The following is a 14,465-nucleotide window of genomic DNA, read 5'->3' on the forward strand; positions in this document are numbered from 1 at the left end:
GCTGACTTAATTGTTAAAGGTATGGAAGGCGCGATTAACGCTAAAACCGTAACTTACGATTTCGAACGTCTGATGGATGGCGCGAAGCTGCTGAAATGTTCAGAGTTTGGCGACGCGATGATCAAGCATATGTAATTAGCGATTTCGCTGATTTCGAAGCGGGAGCCTGGTGCTCCCGTTTTTTATACCTTCACAAAATATCTTCCCCAAAACATTCCCCAAAACATTCCCCAAAACTCCGACTTTTTTATCCTGTTTTTACTTCTACTATGGTCCAGTCTTTTCCGCGATCATCGTTGTATTTATCAGTCATTTTCCTGGAGCGGTGGCCAAGCAGTCTTTGGGTAAAGGGACCTACATTGTGGACGCGTTGGCTTCTGGCGGTTCAGCCACTTCGCCTCATATTTTTAAGGTCATGCCGCGCGCCTATTCAAAAACCAATTCCCGTGGCCACAGTACGCTGCCGTCTCAAAAAACGCGCTCCTGGCCAGGCGTCAGCCTGGGGATATCGTCAAATCCATTTCCGCTGAGCACCAGTTAACGGTGGGTGTACCTGAGGAGCTGGCCAACATCCGGATTGAGCACATTGATCAGTTGGGTGGGAGCGATATGAATCTGCTAACGCGACTGGCAGAGCGCTACGGTGCGCTGAGTAAAGTGACACACGACCGCTGGGTTATCATTCCACGTGAATCTGTCACGACGGTCGGCGGTAAAACCAAAATACTCAGAATTGGCAGTGGAGAGCCAGTGGTCCAGTATTCCTGGCCGCAACCAGATCTACAGTCTGCCCGTGAAGTCGCAGCAGGTTTTTCGACAGCTAGTAAAAAGAGGTTGATGGGCATGAATGTTGGTTTGGTCGCGACACCCGAGCTAATGAACCTGATTACGACACAGGGATTTGGCAGCACGGAAGACAAAGACTGGCATATCTCGCGATTAAACATAGACCTGATGAATCAGGGTTTTTTAGTCAGTCTGGATCTCGAATGAGTTATATCTCAATACGCCAGCGTGATAAATGATATATGTGCATTAACTCAAATAATTGGTGTTATTTATATTCTTTAAATAGAGTCGTTTATTTGGATTTTCAAATAATGAATGGTGATTTTTTTTGTTAAAAAACAACAACATGCATAGATAATTAAGAAAGCATTAAAACCTGATTATCGTCCAGGGTGCTATTCTGTTCATTCATTTGTGGGGATAATGCTTCCCATCGAAAGGCAGCGAATATATGAATGTTTTATTTAACTACCTTTTTAAATTCCCCACCAATATGAATGAAAGGACTACTCATGAAAAAAATTATTCTGGCGAGTTTGATTGCTGCTGCGGCATCTTCCTCTTATGCTGCAGAAACTACAACACTTAAAGTACAAGGCAAGATCATTACCGCTGCCTGTACGCCAAACCTGAGCAATGGCGGCGTTGTAGATTTTGGCGCAATTAGCCTTGGCGAATTATCTGCTACTGACGTGACTCAATTGGGTCAGAAAAATATTACCCTTTCTATCACTTGTGATTCTGCGGCTAAAGTTGCATGGACAACATCTGATGACAGAAATGATTCTCTCAACAATATTGAAATTGTGAATGCTGATGCCATCGGCGGGAATACTGCTGAAGCAGCAGCGCAATATGGCCTGGGCAAAACCGCAGAAGGCGTGAATATCGGTGCTTATGCAGTTACTGTAAACGTCCCTTCTGTGACGGCTGACGGCGCAGCTAAAGACGCAATCAGCACCGATGACGGCACCGTATGGAGCAAATCAGCAACCGGTAGCATGTTGAATGGCAACGGCGGCTTTATCCGTAATATGACTGTGGCTGAGAGTGGTTCACTGGCTCCAGTCGCCTTCACCCAGGCTTCATTCCCATTGTTAGTGACCGCTGCGGTTGATAACAGCACTAACCTGGCCATTACTGATGAAACCATTCTGGATGGCCAGACAACTATCAGCCTGGTTTACCTCTGATATTCATTAGTTATTTAATCTACGTATTTCAGAGGGCTTAATGCCCTCTATGTTAAAAATTATGATGGAAGGATAGAGCCTTAATTTAAGGTTCGTATTAGCCACCCTCTAATATTCACATTCAAAATGAGGTTTTACATGAAGAAAATAATTCTGGCTACATTAGTGGCAGCTGCTACTTGCTCTTCTTATGCGGCGGAAACAACCCAGCTTAAAGTACAGGGTAAATTGGTTGCTGCAGCCTGTACCCCTTCTTTAAGTGATGGTGGTGCGGTTGATTACGGCGATATCTCTGTAAGTGCACTGAGCGCAACAGAAGTAAACCAAATGGGTGACAAGCATATTACGCTGACTATTGAGTGTGATTCAGCTACCAAGGTTGGTTTTACCAATGAAGATACCCGTAAAGATATCGACCCGAATATTTCGGTGAAATTTGATAGCGGTATTGTTCTGGGTAACCCTAGTAATATCTTCGGCCTGGGTCAGACAGCAGAGGGTGTGGGCATTGGCTCTTATGGTATTCGCGTTGATTCAAATAACGTTACCGCCGATGGCATTGTGACACCGATTATTTATCAGCAAAAGGATCATGCGGAAGGAGCAGGATGGACCGCGAGTGCCGGTACTTTGCAGGACAGTGATTTCCGTACGATCACCGTTGGTGACCCTACAACACCTAAAGCTTTCATCACTGGTGTTTTCCCTATGACGGTAGCAGCAGCAATTCAGCCAACCGAAACACTGAGTTTGACTGATGAAACTGCGCTGGATGGTGAAATGACATTTAGCCTGGTTTACCTCTAATAACACCGTTGTTTCTCAAGCTTTAGCGGGGGCAATCAGCCCCTGCTAGTTTTAATATTGATTTATAAGCAGCATATATTTTCATCTGACAAACACCATTAATTAAAAATGACTTTGTTACTGCCGCACGGACTGGCTGGTATTTATTATTTGTGAAAATAAGGCTGATGAAAGTGGTTTTATTTTATTCCCAGTCTGAAGCGACTCATTGTTATTTGCTTCAGTAACCAACTAATTGCCCAACACTCTGGGCATTATTACAGGATTAACTGAATATGTTTTCAACTTCTAAATTATCTCGTGCTGTGATGTTGAGTCTGCCTTTGTTTTTTGCCGCAACGCATATGACTCCGACAATAGCAGCAGGTTTGGTGCCTGAAACATCGTTGCTGCTGATTGAAGAGTCTGAGAATGGCGGAACAATTAACCTCACCAATACCGACTCTTTACCTAATTTGCTTTACACCACGATTAACGATTTACCGGACGATAAAGGCACACATTTGACGGTAACCCAGCCCGTTGTGCGTGTTGAACCCGGCCAGACTCAGCAATTGCGTTTTATTCTGCGTACCGACGCACCGCTGACCACCGAGCATTTAAAACGCGTGGTATTTGAAGGTATTCCACCGAAAGACCCGTCAAAGAATATGAAGATTGGTTTTAACCTGCGCCAGGATATTCCGGTTCTAATCCACCCGAAAAACCTGCCGGTAGTGAAAGACGCCTGGACATTACTGAAATGGTCCACTGCGGGCAACACGCTGACGGTGAAAAACCCGAGCCCATATGTCGTGCGCATGGGGCAGGGCGTTGAAACGCTGCCTTCTTCTTCCCGCGCGAAACTGGCGAAAAGTTATATTCTGCCGGGCGAAACTATGACCGCCACACTGAATAAATCACCAGGCAGTGACAACCAGTTGAAATTCACTCCGGCCAGCCGTTACGGCATTGATGTGCCGAGTTATACCGCGCCACTTAATAAATAATTGACCTATTGAGAAAACTTAATGTTTAAATTATCAACTGTATCTCTCTACGTAAACGCATTGCTAAAAAGTGCGCTACCCGTGGTGATATTAATAAGTACGCATGCTTACGCACGAGAATATACTTTTGATACCAATATCCTGAAACAACGTGGAGTCGATTCCAGTGTTAATAGCTATTTTGCTAATGAAGCAAAATTCTTACCGGGTATGCATTCGGTTTCTCTGAAAGTGAATGGCAAAGATAAAGGCACGCTGGCGGTCCGTTTTGGACCGCAGGGCGAGCTGTGTGTTGATAATGAATTTTTGTCGGCAGCCGGCCTGCAAACCATAAAAGATCCCGATCCGCAGTCATGCCATGACTATCGCGAAGAATATCCAGGTGCCACGATAACGCCGGTGCCTAACGCGGAACGGCTGGATCTGGTGGTACCACCGGAAGCGGTGAATAACTCGCTGGATAATACGCCGGCGAATGTTATCCACGGTGGCACGGCAGGGATGCTGAACTACAACTTGTTCAGCACCTCCAGCCATTACGACGGTGGCAGTTCTGATTACAGCCAGGCACAGCTGGAAGCGGGCGTGAATATCGCCGACTGGTTTGTACGCAGCAATTATGTCTTTACCGATAGCGATGGAAACATTTCTGCTAACAGCCTGTACACCTACGCGGCGCACACTTTTGTCGACCAAAAAATGCAGTTGCAGATAGGGCAGGTCAACGCCAATTCCGGTCTGTTTGCTGGAGCACCGATTAACGGTTTCCTGTTAACGCCGGAAAGCGCCTTAATTGCCGGTGATTCTGGTGTAACGGTAAGCGGGATTGCGCGTATGCCTCAGGCGCGTGTTGAAATCCGCCAGACCGGCCAGTTGATTTATTCAACGCTAGTTCCCGCAGGGCCATTCGCGCTGGATAACGTGCCGATTGTGCGTACCAATACCGATCTGGACGTTACCGTGGTGGAGACTGACGGCACCACCAACCATTTCGTTATCCCTGCTTCCAGCCTTAACGCAAAGCGGCTTTCCCGGCCATTGGGGTTTTCGATGTCGGTGGGGAGAGTCAGGGATACCGATTCTGATTACAGTGACCCGACTGTGGCTAATTTGTCAGATGGCTGGAGCCTTAGCCCCAACTTTAACCTGACCGCGTCGGGCGTACTGGCCGCTGATTACCAGGCTGCGGGTGCCATGATCGATTATCTCCCGTCGAACAACTGGACGGTGGGGGCCAGTCTGCTGGCCAGTAAAGAATCTTTTGGTGATTCGAGTCAGGGCACGAAAAGCGAACTGTCCACCAGCTTTTCGCCGGTGAATTCGTTGTCGGTATCGCTCGCTGCGGCAAAATATTCCGCGGATTACCGCGAGCTAACCGATGCCATGAATGACGATTACAACAGTTATCAGAGCAGCTTTAGCTCCTCGGTTAGCTGGAGCCAGGGGCCGTTAGGGACATTTTCCCTCGGTTACAGCCTGAATAAAGGCACTGATGATAATGAAGATTCCCGCTATGTTAATGCCTCGTGGGGGAAGACGTTCAAATACGCCTCGGTACAGGTTAACTGGCAAAGCCAGGTGGGGAGTACCGACGAAGACCAGGAAGATGAAGATCTCTTTTATGTCAACGTCAGTATCCCGATTGGCTCGCAAAGCATTAGTACGCACATGCGTAAACAAGGGGATGACACCTCGTACGGTGTCTCCACCAGCGGCGAGATCACGAAGAACAGCAATTACTCGATTTCCGTCGATCAAGATCAGAACGACAACAACACCAGCTTCAATGGCAACATCAATTCCAACCTCCACTACACGCAACTGAGTGTCGGGGCGGGTGGCAGTAACGATCATCAAAGCAATTACAACATGAGCCTCAGCGGGGGAATCGTGATGCACGACGACGGTGTAACCTTCTCGCCTTATGCGGTGAAAGACACCTTTGCGATTGCCAGCTTGAGCGAGCCTGTGAGCGGCATTGAAATTTCCACCCCACAGGGCACGGTCTGGACGGATGCCTGGGGGCAGGCGGTAATACCGGGTATGCCGCTGTATCGCAATGCGCGTATCGAAATTAACGGCAACACATTGCCTCAGAGCATGGATCTGGCAAACGGCACCAAGATGGTTGCAGCGGGGCATGGTTCGGTCGGGAAAGTCGGTTTCAAAGTGATGAACTCGCGCAGGGTCATGATTCAGGTGAAACATCCGGATGGTCAGTTGTTAAGTAAAGGGAGCTCAGTGGTGGATGAGAAGGGCAATTACGTGGTTACCGTGGTGGATGATGGTCATGTCTTCCTGAACGATGTAGAAGGGATTTCTGCACTTTATGTCACCAATGATGACGGTAAACGACAGTGCCAAATCGACTGGAAGCTGGCAGACAAACAGGACAAGGAAGCCTTTTACGAAGAAACAGAGGGCGTATGCCGATGAGAACATTTTCCCGAATCACAACGATCGGCGCGCTGGCGGTTATCAGTAGCTTTATGGCCGTACCCGCCAGCTTTGCAAACAGCGATTGCCAGATGACGCTTTCGCAACCCGAAGTGGATTTACAGGTATTGCGCCAGGACGAGGCGGTAAAGACCGGGCAAGGCTGGAGCGTGATGCAGGAGAAGGACATTAACGTCAACGTGTTCTGTAGCACGCCTCGCAAAATGGCGGTGTTCTTCCACGGTAACGCAGGGGATAAAGGCTATTTCAGGTTTGGCAGCCAGAGCGGCCTTAGCGGCAAAGTGTCGCAGCTGATGGTTGACGGGCAACACTACCCGATGGCGAAAACCGTTAATCCCGGCAGCTTTTTGCCGGACGGCAGCGCCGCGGAAGAACTGCTGGTTCATAACCGTGAAGGGATTATGGCCGTTAATGGCAACTCTGCGGTGCAAGGGCAGCAAATGAATTTCAGGCTGACACTAACTCCGGTATTGAAAGAGAGTGAGTTTAAGGTGTCTGACCGTACAACACTGACTTCGGATATCGGTCTGGTGATGATCGACGATCAATAAATGACTGCGGCGGGAGAGGAATTCTCGTTTTCTTTTAAAGGGTATTTCTCACTTAGCTCCATTCCAAATTGAAGATCATCGAAATGAATAAATTACTTTTCGCCACTTTACTTACCATGGCAACCAGCTCCGCTTTTGCGGGTGAAACCAGCACCACTCTTAAGGTGCAGGGGACATTGACCACTTCAGCCTGCACTCCCACGCTGAGCAATGGCGGGATTGTGGATTTTGGCACGATTCAAGTTAGCTCCCTAAGCTCGACGCAACCCAATAGTTTGGGCCAAAAAGATATTAGCCTCAGTATTACGTGTGATTCAGCCACCAAGGTTGGTTTTACCGTTATCTCCAATCATGAAGAGGGTAATCCTTATAATAGTGTCGAGTTCAGCAATGGAAATGTTGTGACCAACCACGACAACCTCTTTGGTTTAGGAAAAACCGCAGAGAATATCGGAATCGGTTCTTATGGTGTGTGGGTTGACGCCTCTTCAATAAACGTTGATGGTTCGACAGCACAGCTGATGTCCAGGGGGACTGGCAGTAATCCAGGTGACTGGAATACAAGTATGGGTGTCTTAAGGGGCAGTGACTCCATAGTGACCTCTTTCGGCAGTTTTAATGAACCAGTAGCTTTTAACAGCGCAACATTTTCTCTGGAAGTTGCAGCGACGGTGCAGCCGACTGATACACTGGCTATTACTGACACAACATCGTTGGATGGTGAAATGACAATTAGCCTCTTTTACCTCTAGTGGTACGAAAAACGAATCACGTTTTTTTTATTAATTAACAAAATCAAAGGATATTTATGCGGAACATAATGATGGCCAGTGTCATTCTTAGCCTGGCTAATTCTTCTTATGCTGCAGGGAGCATTCCGCTTAAGGTTGAGGGGAAAATATTAACCGCGTCTTGCACACCCACATTCAGTAACGGTGGCGTTATTGATTACGGGAATATAGTTGCCAGTACTTTAAACCCTACTTCTGCAACTAAGCTTGAGACGAAAAACATCACACTAACCATAAATTGTGTTTCTCCGACGAAAGTAGGATTCAGCTCTAATGACGATCGTCAGGATAGTGATGCGGCATTGTATAACATTAATGTTGACCCCGCCTATAATTTTGGTCTGGGAAAAACAGCCACGGGCGTGAATATTGGATCTTATGCCGTGCAGCTTAATAACAGCGCAGTAACTGCAGATGGCGTGAATGCGAATCTAATTTATATACAGAAAGATAACTTCTCGAACCCTGATAGATCATGGACAGATTGCGGTGGCTTCTATGCGCAGTCACTTCAGCAAGACAACTGGCGTATTATGACGGTAGGGACTGGCCTGGACCCTATTGCATTTACAACAGCAGAATTCCCGATGGGGGTCACTGCGGGGATTCAGGCAACGGATACTCTTGGACTTATCGATAATACGCCGATTGATGGTCAGCTGACTTTTAGCTTGATTTATCTTTAAGAGCTTTGGGTAACAGCATAAATGTGTAAACTCGCGTACAAATGCGGGTTTACACTATGGTTTCAATATCAAAGCTATACTTAAGGAATATTCTAAGATGAGAGCTTTTCCATGAAAAAAAGTCATGCTGTTGATGGTTTTATCACCATGAAGGGATTCGACCTTAACCTCCTGAATGTTTTTGAAGCTGTTTATTTGTATGGCAGTGTGACCACCACCGCAAATGTGCTGAGCACTACCCCTGCGGCCATAAGCCAGGCTTTAGGTCGATTACGCGTTTATTTTGGCGACCCGCTTTTTATTCGCCAGGGTCAAGGGTTGAAACCCACCATAAATGCTACCTATATTCATGAAAAATTGGGTGGGACCTATGACGATTTGGTTTCTCAGTTTCACGATTTAAAAAATGAGAATGATAACGAGAATAAGAACAAGTTGGTGATCAACTGTTCTCTTTTTTTAGCAACAAGAATTCTCGGTCCGTTAATAAAAATCATGGATAAAATATCCCCAGAAAGTCATTTGGTTCATGACAATAATAATAATTCTGTAGAGTCGGTAGATGATGTGTTGACTTTCAGAAAGGCGGATATTGTTTTTGATGTCAGCCCGCATAGTAATATGTCACGAAATACTTACAAGATTTACGAGGAACAATTTGTCGCTGTCTGTTCGCAATCGCATCCCCGGCTTAAAAGTACACTCATGTTCAGTGATGTACCCAACGAACGATTTGTCAGTATCACATCGGATAGCACCGAAATAAGCGCGGCTAAAACCGAAATAGAAAATGCGATTAATATGCAGAGAAAATTTCGTTTTCAGGCTACATCCACTATGGCTGCCCTGAGTTTTGTTGAGCAGTCGGATGCGGTGACTTTTGCCCCTTTAAGCGCGTTCAATAAATATAAAGAGTGTTACAACCTAAAGATGCTGGAAACTGAATTTCTCCTGCCATCAGTGCCGATATATATGGTGTACAACAAAAGCGCACTGAACAGTCCGTTCCTTGCCAAAGTAGTGTCCGGTTTGCAAGAACATTTCTCTTTGCCATATTAATTAGTGGCAACGGTATGGATGCAGAGGCTTTCCGTGTTAAGAATGGGTTGGCATGGCGGGCATTGATCAACTCTCCGTCGCTCGGAAGTACAAAATCGGGTGGTCCAATTACTACAGTCGATGCCGGATTGATGAGTGCAGAGGTCAACTGTATCCGTATCAATGACAATAACTCCCCGTCTTCATGTTCATGATAAAAGCGCTCCACGACCAATCATCCCCAAAACTAAAATTAACTATTTGAGAAACAGTAACTTAACGAAGGGTGGTTTTAGTAAGCAGAGTACAAACTTGAGATTGTATTTTTCAATATTTTCAAATAGTTGAGTTATTTCCCTGAATGTAATGTTCAGTCATATGGAATGGTTCGAAGCGGCTGACCTGATCGTTAAAGGTATGGAAGGCGCGATTAACGCTAAGACCGTAACTTACGATTTCTCTGATTTCAAAACGGGAGCCTGGTGCTCCCGTTTTTTATGCTTTCACAAGAACCCCAAACTGCACCATATTTCTACTGACCAACACACTATGGCATAACGAAATAATTCCCCTCAGAGTAATATTACTATATCAATGGGGGTTAGCTGAAAATGGCGGCAACCGGTTCCTGTTGTGAAATTATATTTATTAAAAAACGAATCTCCAGTTGAGTGCGGCTAAAATATTTCTACAATGCGGATGCGCATTGTTTCGTTAATGAAAGCTATGACATTGAGTTTCAGCCAGGGTTACCAGGTTTTTCAGTGGGACAGTATTTAGGTAATTAAATAACAACTAACGGATATTAATTTATGAGAGAGTATGTTAAGAAAATAGCTTCGTTTGCGACATCTGGCTTAGTCGTCGCATGTATTGCTGGATGGGTTCCTGCAACGGTGTTAGCGGCAGAAAAAGAAAAAATTGAGGAAAGGCCAATCCTTATTCAAGGGCCAATGCCTATTGAAGCTGAAAAATTCGCCAAAAAATTAACTGATGTAAAAATTGAGAAATCAGGGAGCTTTGTATTTTATATAGGTACGCTGGATAATTACCCAGTTATAGTTTCTAAAACCGGTAAAGGGATGGAGAATACAGCTGCTAATACCGCTATAGCAATTGAGAAATATCACCCTATTGCTATTATTAACCAGGGGACATCCGGTGGGCATGATCCTGATTTAAATGTGGGTGACATTGTCCTGGGAAAAAGAACGGTAAATACGGGTTCTCTGAAATCAGGTGATTTAGGTAAAAATCAGGGAAGCAACCCAATGACCTGGGGGCCAATGGACTTAATGGCTTCTGAAGGTAGTGGATCAGATCCTAATGCTAAAAAAATTCGTTATTACGAAGGTGATAAGGACTTACTGGCATCTGCTATTGCGGTGAAAAATATCTATACAAAAGGTAAGGTTGTGGAAGGGACTATTGCTTCATCAGATTTTTGGAATGATGAAATTGATCGAATTAATTGGTTTCATGTGAATTACGGTTCATCTGTAGAAGAAATGGAAGGTGCTGCAGGTGCACAAATTGCAAGCGCTTATGGTGTGAAATTCTTGGGTATAAGAGTTCTGTCCAATAATAAAAGCAATGGTGGTAAATATAACCCGGCAACAGCGGAAGGAAACCAGGATTATGTTTATGAAGTGGTTAAGCATTATATTTCAACACTAAAAAGCAAATAGTTTTAGAAAAAGCTGAGTTGTTTATGCAGTAATGCCAGTCAGTTAAGCAACTGACTGGCTGCAGCCAAACAGGTTCATATACCCGCACAGCCAAGTAAGGCTGTGTGTGAAGTTTTCAAAAATGTGCCATTAGATTTCAAACTATAGACTTGAAGTGTCTGAGATCACTTAGCCTCGGCATGAGCCGGGACTTTTTCATTCGTGTTTTTGGTAAGTTAGGTGATTTGGCACAAAAACCTAATAATCACGCAAGGTAACTGTTTATCCTTCTCTCCGTCAGCCATCACCAGGGTGACAGGTAATAGATTTACCATAATAAGAGTGATAGCAATGAGTCGTTGGCTCATGATAATGGGCCGTTTTTTTACTCCGACGAACTCATAACGCTGTCTAACTTATCAGCAATAAATGTGAAAAGGCTCACTTCGGTGGGCCTTTACACATTTAGCGCCAATCATTCAGCAACCTCTTCTTTCCTTGTTGCAGGCAGGTGGAGTTCACCCCCCCAGAGCAATCGTGATGGCGACGATCACAGTACCCACCGCTGCGAAGATAAAGCCGATAAACCAGGGACGGCTTGAACTGGCATAGCGAGCCAGGCCACGACCGAGTAACACCAGCATCAGGAGAGCGATAGCGTGGGAAAGACGCAAAGCCAGTACGGTGTCGTCGAGGAACATAAATGGCAGTAAAACGGGAAAAGTGGAGAGAAACACCAGTAAGAAAACCCCCAGGCAGTTACGCAGATCGTTCCAGGTGAGCATGCGACCCATCGTCACACTATGGGACTCTTTAAATCGCGTCTGCCAGCTTTTAAGTTCAGCATCAGAGCAATTCTCTGCCAGAAATGGGGGCAGGGCATCGCGCATGGCTTCCAGTGCGGCTGAATCACCTTCCGGTAACTGGCGTAGTTTTTTCTCCAGGCGCACTAAACGTCCTCGCTCAGCCAGAGTTGTGATGAGGTAAACAATGGCATCGATTATCCCCCATGCGATGTTACAGCCGATACCGGCGATAAGCAGATCCTTGACCTCTGCCTTTCCCGCTTCGAAGGCGTTAAAACAGCCCGTGAAGGTGAGCACCATCAGCAGACCGAATAGGATCTCGGAGTGACGGGATATTGGGTCTAACGGGGAGAAACGGGATTGGTTCATTGAGAGCACTCACTTTATGGTTAACACAAAGAGTGGATCGGAACTGGATGTGCTGAATAAGAAATCAGCATATTCAAATTGTAGTGCTGCTCTATCAACTGAGCTATATCACCATGTGAGAAGTTAGTGCGAAATTACAGTCTAAGAGATACTTTTAGATTTAAAACAACAACTGCTGACCTTACTAATACGGCTCCTTGCGGAGGAGCCGTTACATATAAAGCATGCGGATGAATACTATTTGTAGAGTATTGCTGTTCCGTATATTTGCCCTTCAATATCGCGTTCAGAAATTATTTTATAACGGGTCGCCCCTTTTTGAGTTGCCTCTGTACCAAGGAAAACCTTTACATCATTAGCGGAATCTCCCCAGGCAGAGATGGTACCCATCTCTTGTTGATGTGTCGTTCCATGAGCTAACTCTTGGGCTGGAGTCTCTATGGCCGCTGCTATGGCGGTTACAGGAAGTACCAGAAGAGCCGCCGTCATAGATAAATAGATCAATCTTTTCATCTTCACATCCTCGTAACTCTCAAGTGGATGAGCGTTCGAAATCTATCGGCACTTTAAAGTGTAGATGCAGGGAGAAGATAAACAGTGGATAAATTATCGATTTATGAACGATTTCTCATGGTGTTTCTTTAAGAGGTAATCTAAAAAATATATCGATATGCCGGAGCGAAGATCGGCTGGAGTCTTTTTTTACATTAAAAATAAACTAGATGAAACGAATACACGGTGGTTCATATTGATTGGCTTATCAACAGCCTAATCGAAAATGTGTATTGATTTAAGCAGCAACCCCCGAGGGGTCTATAATTTAGCTACGTCATATTGGCGCGACTTGCCAATTCTGGGGACCTACTATGAAGAAATACGCATTGATCCTGTTGGCCGCTTCTACCCTGATAGCCACAATACCCGCACAGGCCACTGAGCAGTCACGGCAGCGCCAGGATGGCCGTGATGTAAGACAGACCACTCGCGAGGCATCACGTAACGTCAAGCAGGAGTGTCGCGATGGCCTTGTTGGTAATGCTGATTGCCGACAGGACCACCGTCAACATAAGCAGGAAGGTCGTGATAAAGCTCGTGATATCAAGTACTGAGGTGTGCTGAGAAGGGATTAGTGCATAAATATTAGTTTAAAATTGTATTTATTCTGGCACGACGGGCTAAGCAACTGAAGTGTATGATTTGTGCCCGCCATAATGGTGTGCTAACCCACGTAAGGAATTTCCCATGAAAAAATATGCTTTAATGCTGCTTGCAGCTTCCACTCTGATGGCTTCAGTATCTGTACTGGCAACGGAGCAGGCTCAAGAGCGCCAAGATGGGCGCGAAGCCAAGCAAGAATGTCGTGACGGTCTTGTTGGCAATGCCGATTGCCGCCAGGAAAAGCGTGATATCAAACACTGATATCAATAAGGGGTAAGAGTTACTCCTGGTTAGTGCAGTAAAAATCCCGCCATGTCAGCGGGATTTTTATTATCTGGATTTAGAAAGTATATTTGATACCCATACGATAACGAACTTCCATTTCGTCTTTCTCATGGTCTTGATTGTAACGTGGAACATATCCGATTTCAGTATATGGTTTCCAGTGTTTATCAATGCTATAGCTGGCTACAACGTTATAGAGCCAATAATTATGCTCGCCTTCATAATCTTCATAATTTGTGAAGCGATATTCAAAATCACCGACAATAGAGAATTGTTGATAGGTATAACCAAGTTCCCAGTTAAATTGGTTATAGTTTTTGTCCTCAACACCGGCGTTTTCACTCACCTCAATACCTGGACGCCAACGCAGAGATGTCATCCAGTTATCGTTAATATTGTAGATGGCTTTAACCTGCACGCGGTAACCAATATAGGTATCACCAACATCAAGGTTAACTGCTGGCGCAATTGTTAACTGATCATTGATGATGAAGTTCTTACCAAATTCAAATTCGCTACCATTGCCACTGTATTTCTCAATGCCGTTTTTGTAGCCTTCTTTATCAACTTCTGTTTTTTCAGATACTTTGCCTTCAACGCTCGCAAAATAGCCATCTTCAGTAGTGTGGCCTATTTTAATCCTGTCAGCGTTGGTGCCGCTTTCTGGTTTAAATTCATGACGATAATCCAGTGTAACCGCACCTGAAGAAACTGAAACTAATAATGTAGCTAAAGCACTAAGTTTAAAGAGACATTTCATTTAGTCTTTCCCTGTTGTGAATTAAAAAATCAGTCATCGGACTGGTGACGATGCTAATTAATTTTGCTTTCAGAAAGAGATAGTTTGATCAAGAAAATGAAATCATGTTTCAATTGTTT

Annotated in this window: 15 protein-coding genes and 3 pseudogenes; 14 read left to right on the forward strand and 4 right to left on the reverse strand. The window is 45.1% G+C overall.

The window, feature by feature from the left end; all coding sequences use genetic code 11:
• A pseudogene (locus MES37_RS20210) lies at positions 1–135 on the forward strand (NADP-dependent isocitrate dehydrogenase); the annotation flags it as partial.
• Positions 136–247: 112 nt separating this feature from the next.
• Here MES37_RS20210 and MES37_RS20215 read toward each other — a convergent pair.
• Positions 248–346: pseudogene (locus tag MES37_RS20215) on the reverse strand (hypothetical protein); the annotation flags it as partial.
• Positions 347–609: 263 nt separating this feature from the next.
• Here MES37_RS20215 and MES37_RS20220 point away from each other — a divergent pair.
• The 11 genes and pseudogenes from MES37_RS20220 (at position 610) to MES37_RS20270 (ending at position 10,989) form a co-directional block, all read left to right on the forward strand.
• Positions 610–993, forward strand: a complete 384-nt coding sequence (locus MES37_RS20220) for a hypothetical protein (protein WP_237932517.1) — start codon at positions 610–612, stop codon at positions 991–993.
• Between the two features lie 308 nt (positions 994–1,301).
• Positions 1,302–1,982, forward strand: coding sequence for a DUF1120 domain-containing protein (locus MES37_RS20225; RefSeq protein WP_064547701.1), 681 nt, complete (start codon positions 1,302–1,304; stop codon positions 1,980–1,982).
• Positions 1,983–2,120: 138 nt separating this feature from the next.
• A complete protein-coding gene (locus MES37_RS20230) occupies positions 2,121–2,789 on the forward strand; it encodes a DUF1120 domain-containing protein (RefSeq protein ID WP_237932518.1) in 669 nt (222 codons plus the stop codon).
• 275 nt (positions 2,790–3,064) lie between these two features.
• Entirely contained in the window at positions 3,065–3,778 is a 714-nt protein-coding gene (locus MES37_RS20235) for a fimbria/pilus chaperone family protein (RefSeq protein WP_121815410.1), read from the forward strand.
• A gap of 21 nt (positions 3,779–3,799) precedes the next feature.
• A complete protein-coding gene (locus tag MES37_RS20240; protein WP_237932519.1) occupies positions 3,800–6,214 on the forward strand; it encodes a fimbrial biogenesis usher protein in 2,415 nt (804 codons plus the stop codon).
• Entirely contained in the window at positions 6,211–6,786 is a 576-nt protein-coding gene (locus MES37_RS20245) for a hypothetical protein (protein WP_237932520.1), read from the forward strand. Before MES37_RS20240 ends, MES37_RS20245 begins: the two co-directional genes overlap by 4 nt.
• A gap of 83 nt (positions 6,787–6,869) precedes the next feature.
• A complete protein-coding gene (locus tag MES37_RS20250; protein WP_064547694.1) occupies positions 6,870–7,538 on the forward strand; it encodes a DUF1120 domain-containing protein in 669 nt (222 codons plus the stop codon).
• 71 nt (positions 7,539–7,609) lie between these two features.
• Positions 7,610–8,263: a DUF1120 domain-containing protein gene (locus MES37_RS20255; RefSeq protein ID WP_166642069.1), complete on the forward strand. Its 654-nt coding sequence runs from the start codon at positions 7,610–7,612 to the stop codon at positions 8,261–8,263.
• A gap of 111 nt (positions 8,264–8,374) precedes the next feature.
• The gene (locus MES37_RS20260) at positions 8,375–9,322 is read left to right on the forward strand and encodes a LysR family transcriptional regulator (RefSeq protein ID WP_133522612.1); all 948 of its coding nucleotides are present in this window, start codon (positions 8,375–8,377) and stop codon (positions 9,320–9,322) included.
• A gap of 327 nt (positions 9,323–9,649) precedes the next feature.
• A pseudogene (locus tag MES37_RS24990) lies at positions 9,650–9,859 on the forward strand (hypothetical protein); the annotation flags it as partial.
• A gap of 254 nt (positions 9,860–10,113) precedes the next feature.
• Positions 10,114–10,989, forward strand: a complete 876-nt coding sequence (locus tag MES37_RS20270; protein WP_237932521.1) for a 5'-methylthioadenosine/S-adenosylhomocysteine nucleosidase — start codon at positions 10,114–10,116, stop codon at positions 10,987–10,989.
• 497 nt (positions 10,990–11,486) lie between these two features.
• Here MES37_RS20270 and MES37_RS20275 read toward each other — a convergent pair whose 3' ends face one another.
• Both MES37_RS20275 and MES37_RS20280 read right to left on the reverse strand, forming a co-directional pair.
• Positions 11,487–12,143 (reverse strand): VIT1/CCC1 transporter family protein, encoded by a 657-nt coding sequence (locus MES37_RS20275; RefSeq protein WP_064547685.1) that lies wholly within the window; start codon positions 12,141–12,143, stop codon positions 11,487–11,489.
• Between the two features lie 237 nt (positions 12,144–12,380).
• Entirely contained in the window at positions 12,381–12,656 is a 276-nt protein-coding gene (locus MES37_RS20280; RefSeq protein ID WP_237932522.1) for a DUF1471 domain-containing protein, read from the reverse strand.
• A gap of 353 nt (positions 12,657–13,009) precedes the next feature.
• On the opposite strand from MES37_RS20280, the gene MES37_RS20285 reads away from it, so the two are divergent.
• Complete coding sequence (locus MES37_RS20285; RefSeq protein WP_064547681.1) at positions 13,010–13,252, forward strand: hypothetical protein; 243 nt, start codon at positions 13,010–13,012, stop codon at positions 13,250–13,252.
• A 133-nt stretch (positions 13,253–13,385) separates the two neighbouring features.
• Entirely contained in the window at positions 13,386–13,562 is a 177-nt protein-coding gene (locus MES37_RS20290; RefSeq protein ID WP_166642068.1) for a hypothetical protein, read from the forward strand.
• 79 nt (positions 13,563–13,641) lie between these two features.
• On the opposite strand, the gene MES37_RS20295 is transcribed toward MES37_RS20290, so the two are convergent.
• Entirely contained in the window at positions 13,642–14,346 is a 705-nt protein-coding gene (locus MES37_RS20295; RefSeq protein WP_064547679.1) for an oligogalacturonate-specific porin KdgM family protein, read from the reverse strand.
• Between the last annotated feature and the right edge of the window lie 119 nt (positions 14,347–14,465).

The organism is Buttiauxella sp. S19-1, from assembly GCF_022134725.1.
Taxonomy (GTDB): Bacteria; Pseudomonadota; Gammaproteobacteria; order Enterobacterales; family Enterobacteriaceae; genus Buttiauxella; species Buttiauxella ferragutiae.

Excerpts from the sequence above, each read along its gene's own strand:
- MES37_RS20220 (WP_237932517.1), top strand. The coding sequence starts at position 610 with ATGAATCTGCTAACGCGACTGGCAGAGCGCTACGGTGCGCTGAGTAAA.
- MES37_RS20225 (WP_064547701.1), top strand. The coding sequence starts at position 1,302 with ATGAAAAAAATTATTCTGGCGAGTTTGATTGCTGCTGCGGCATCTTCC.
- MES37_RS20230 (WP_237932518.1), top strand. The coding sequence starts at position 2,121 with ATGAAGAAAATAATTCTGGCTACATTAGTGGCAGCTGCTACTTGCTCT.
- MES37_RS20235 (WP_121815410.1), top strand. The coding sequence starts at position 3,065 with ATGTTTTCAACTTCTAAATTATCTCGTGCTGTGATGTTGAGTCTGCCT.
- MES37_RS20240 (WP_237932519.1), top strand. The coding sequence starts at position 3,800 with ATGTTTAAATTATCAACTGTATCTCTCTACGTAAACGCATTGCTAAAA.
- MES37_RS20245 (WP_237932520.1), top strand. The coding sequence starts at position 6,211 with ATGAGAACATTTTCCCGAATCACAACGATCGGCGCGCTGGCGGTTATC.
- MES37_RS20250 (WP_064547694.1), top strand. The coding sequence starts at position 6,870 with ATGAATAAATTACTTTTCGCCACTTTACTTACCATGGCAACCAGCTCC.
- MES37_RS20255 (WP_166642069.1), top strand. The coding sequence starts at position 7,610 with ATGGCCAGTGTCATTCTTAGCCTGGCTAATTCTTCTTATGCTGCAGGG.
- MES37_RS20260 (WP_133522612.1), top strand. The coding sequence starts at position 8,375 with ATGAAAAAAAGTCATGCTGTTGATGGTTTTATCACCATGAAGGGATTC.
- MES37_RS20270 (WP_237932521.1), top strand. The coding sequence starts at position 10,114 with ATGAGAGAGTATGTTAAGAAAATAGCTTCGTTTGCGACATCTGGCTTA.
- MES37_RS20275 (WP_064547685.1), bottom strand. The coding sequence starts at position 12,143 with ATGAACCAATCCCGTTTCTCCCCGTTAGACCCAATATCCCGTCACTCC.
- MES37_RS20280 (WP_237932522.1), bottom strand. The coding sequence starts at position 12,656 with ATGAAAAGATTGATCTATTTATCTATGACGGCGGCTCTTCTGGTACTT.
- MES37_RS20285 (WP_064547681.1), top strand. The coding sequence starts at position 13,010 with ATGAAGAAATACGCATTGATCCTGTTGGCCGCTTCTACCCTGATAGCC.
- MES37_RS20290 (WP_166642068.1), top strand. The coding sequence starts at position 13,386 with ATGAAAAAATATGCTTTAATGCTGCTTGCAGCTTCCACTCTGATGGCT.
- MES37_RS20295 (WP_064547679.1), bottom strand. The coding sequence starts at position 14,346 with ATGAAATGTCTCTTTAAACTTAGTGCTTTAGCTACATTATTAGTTTCA.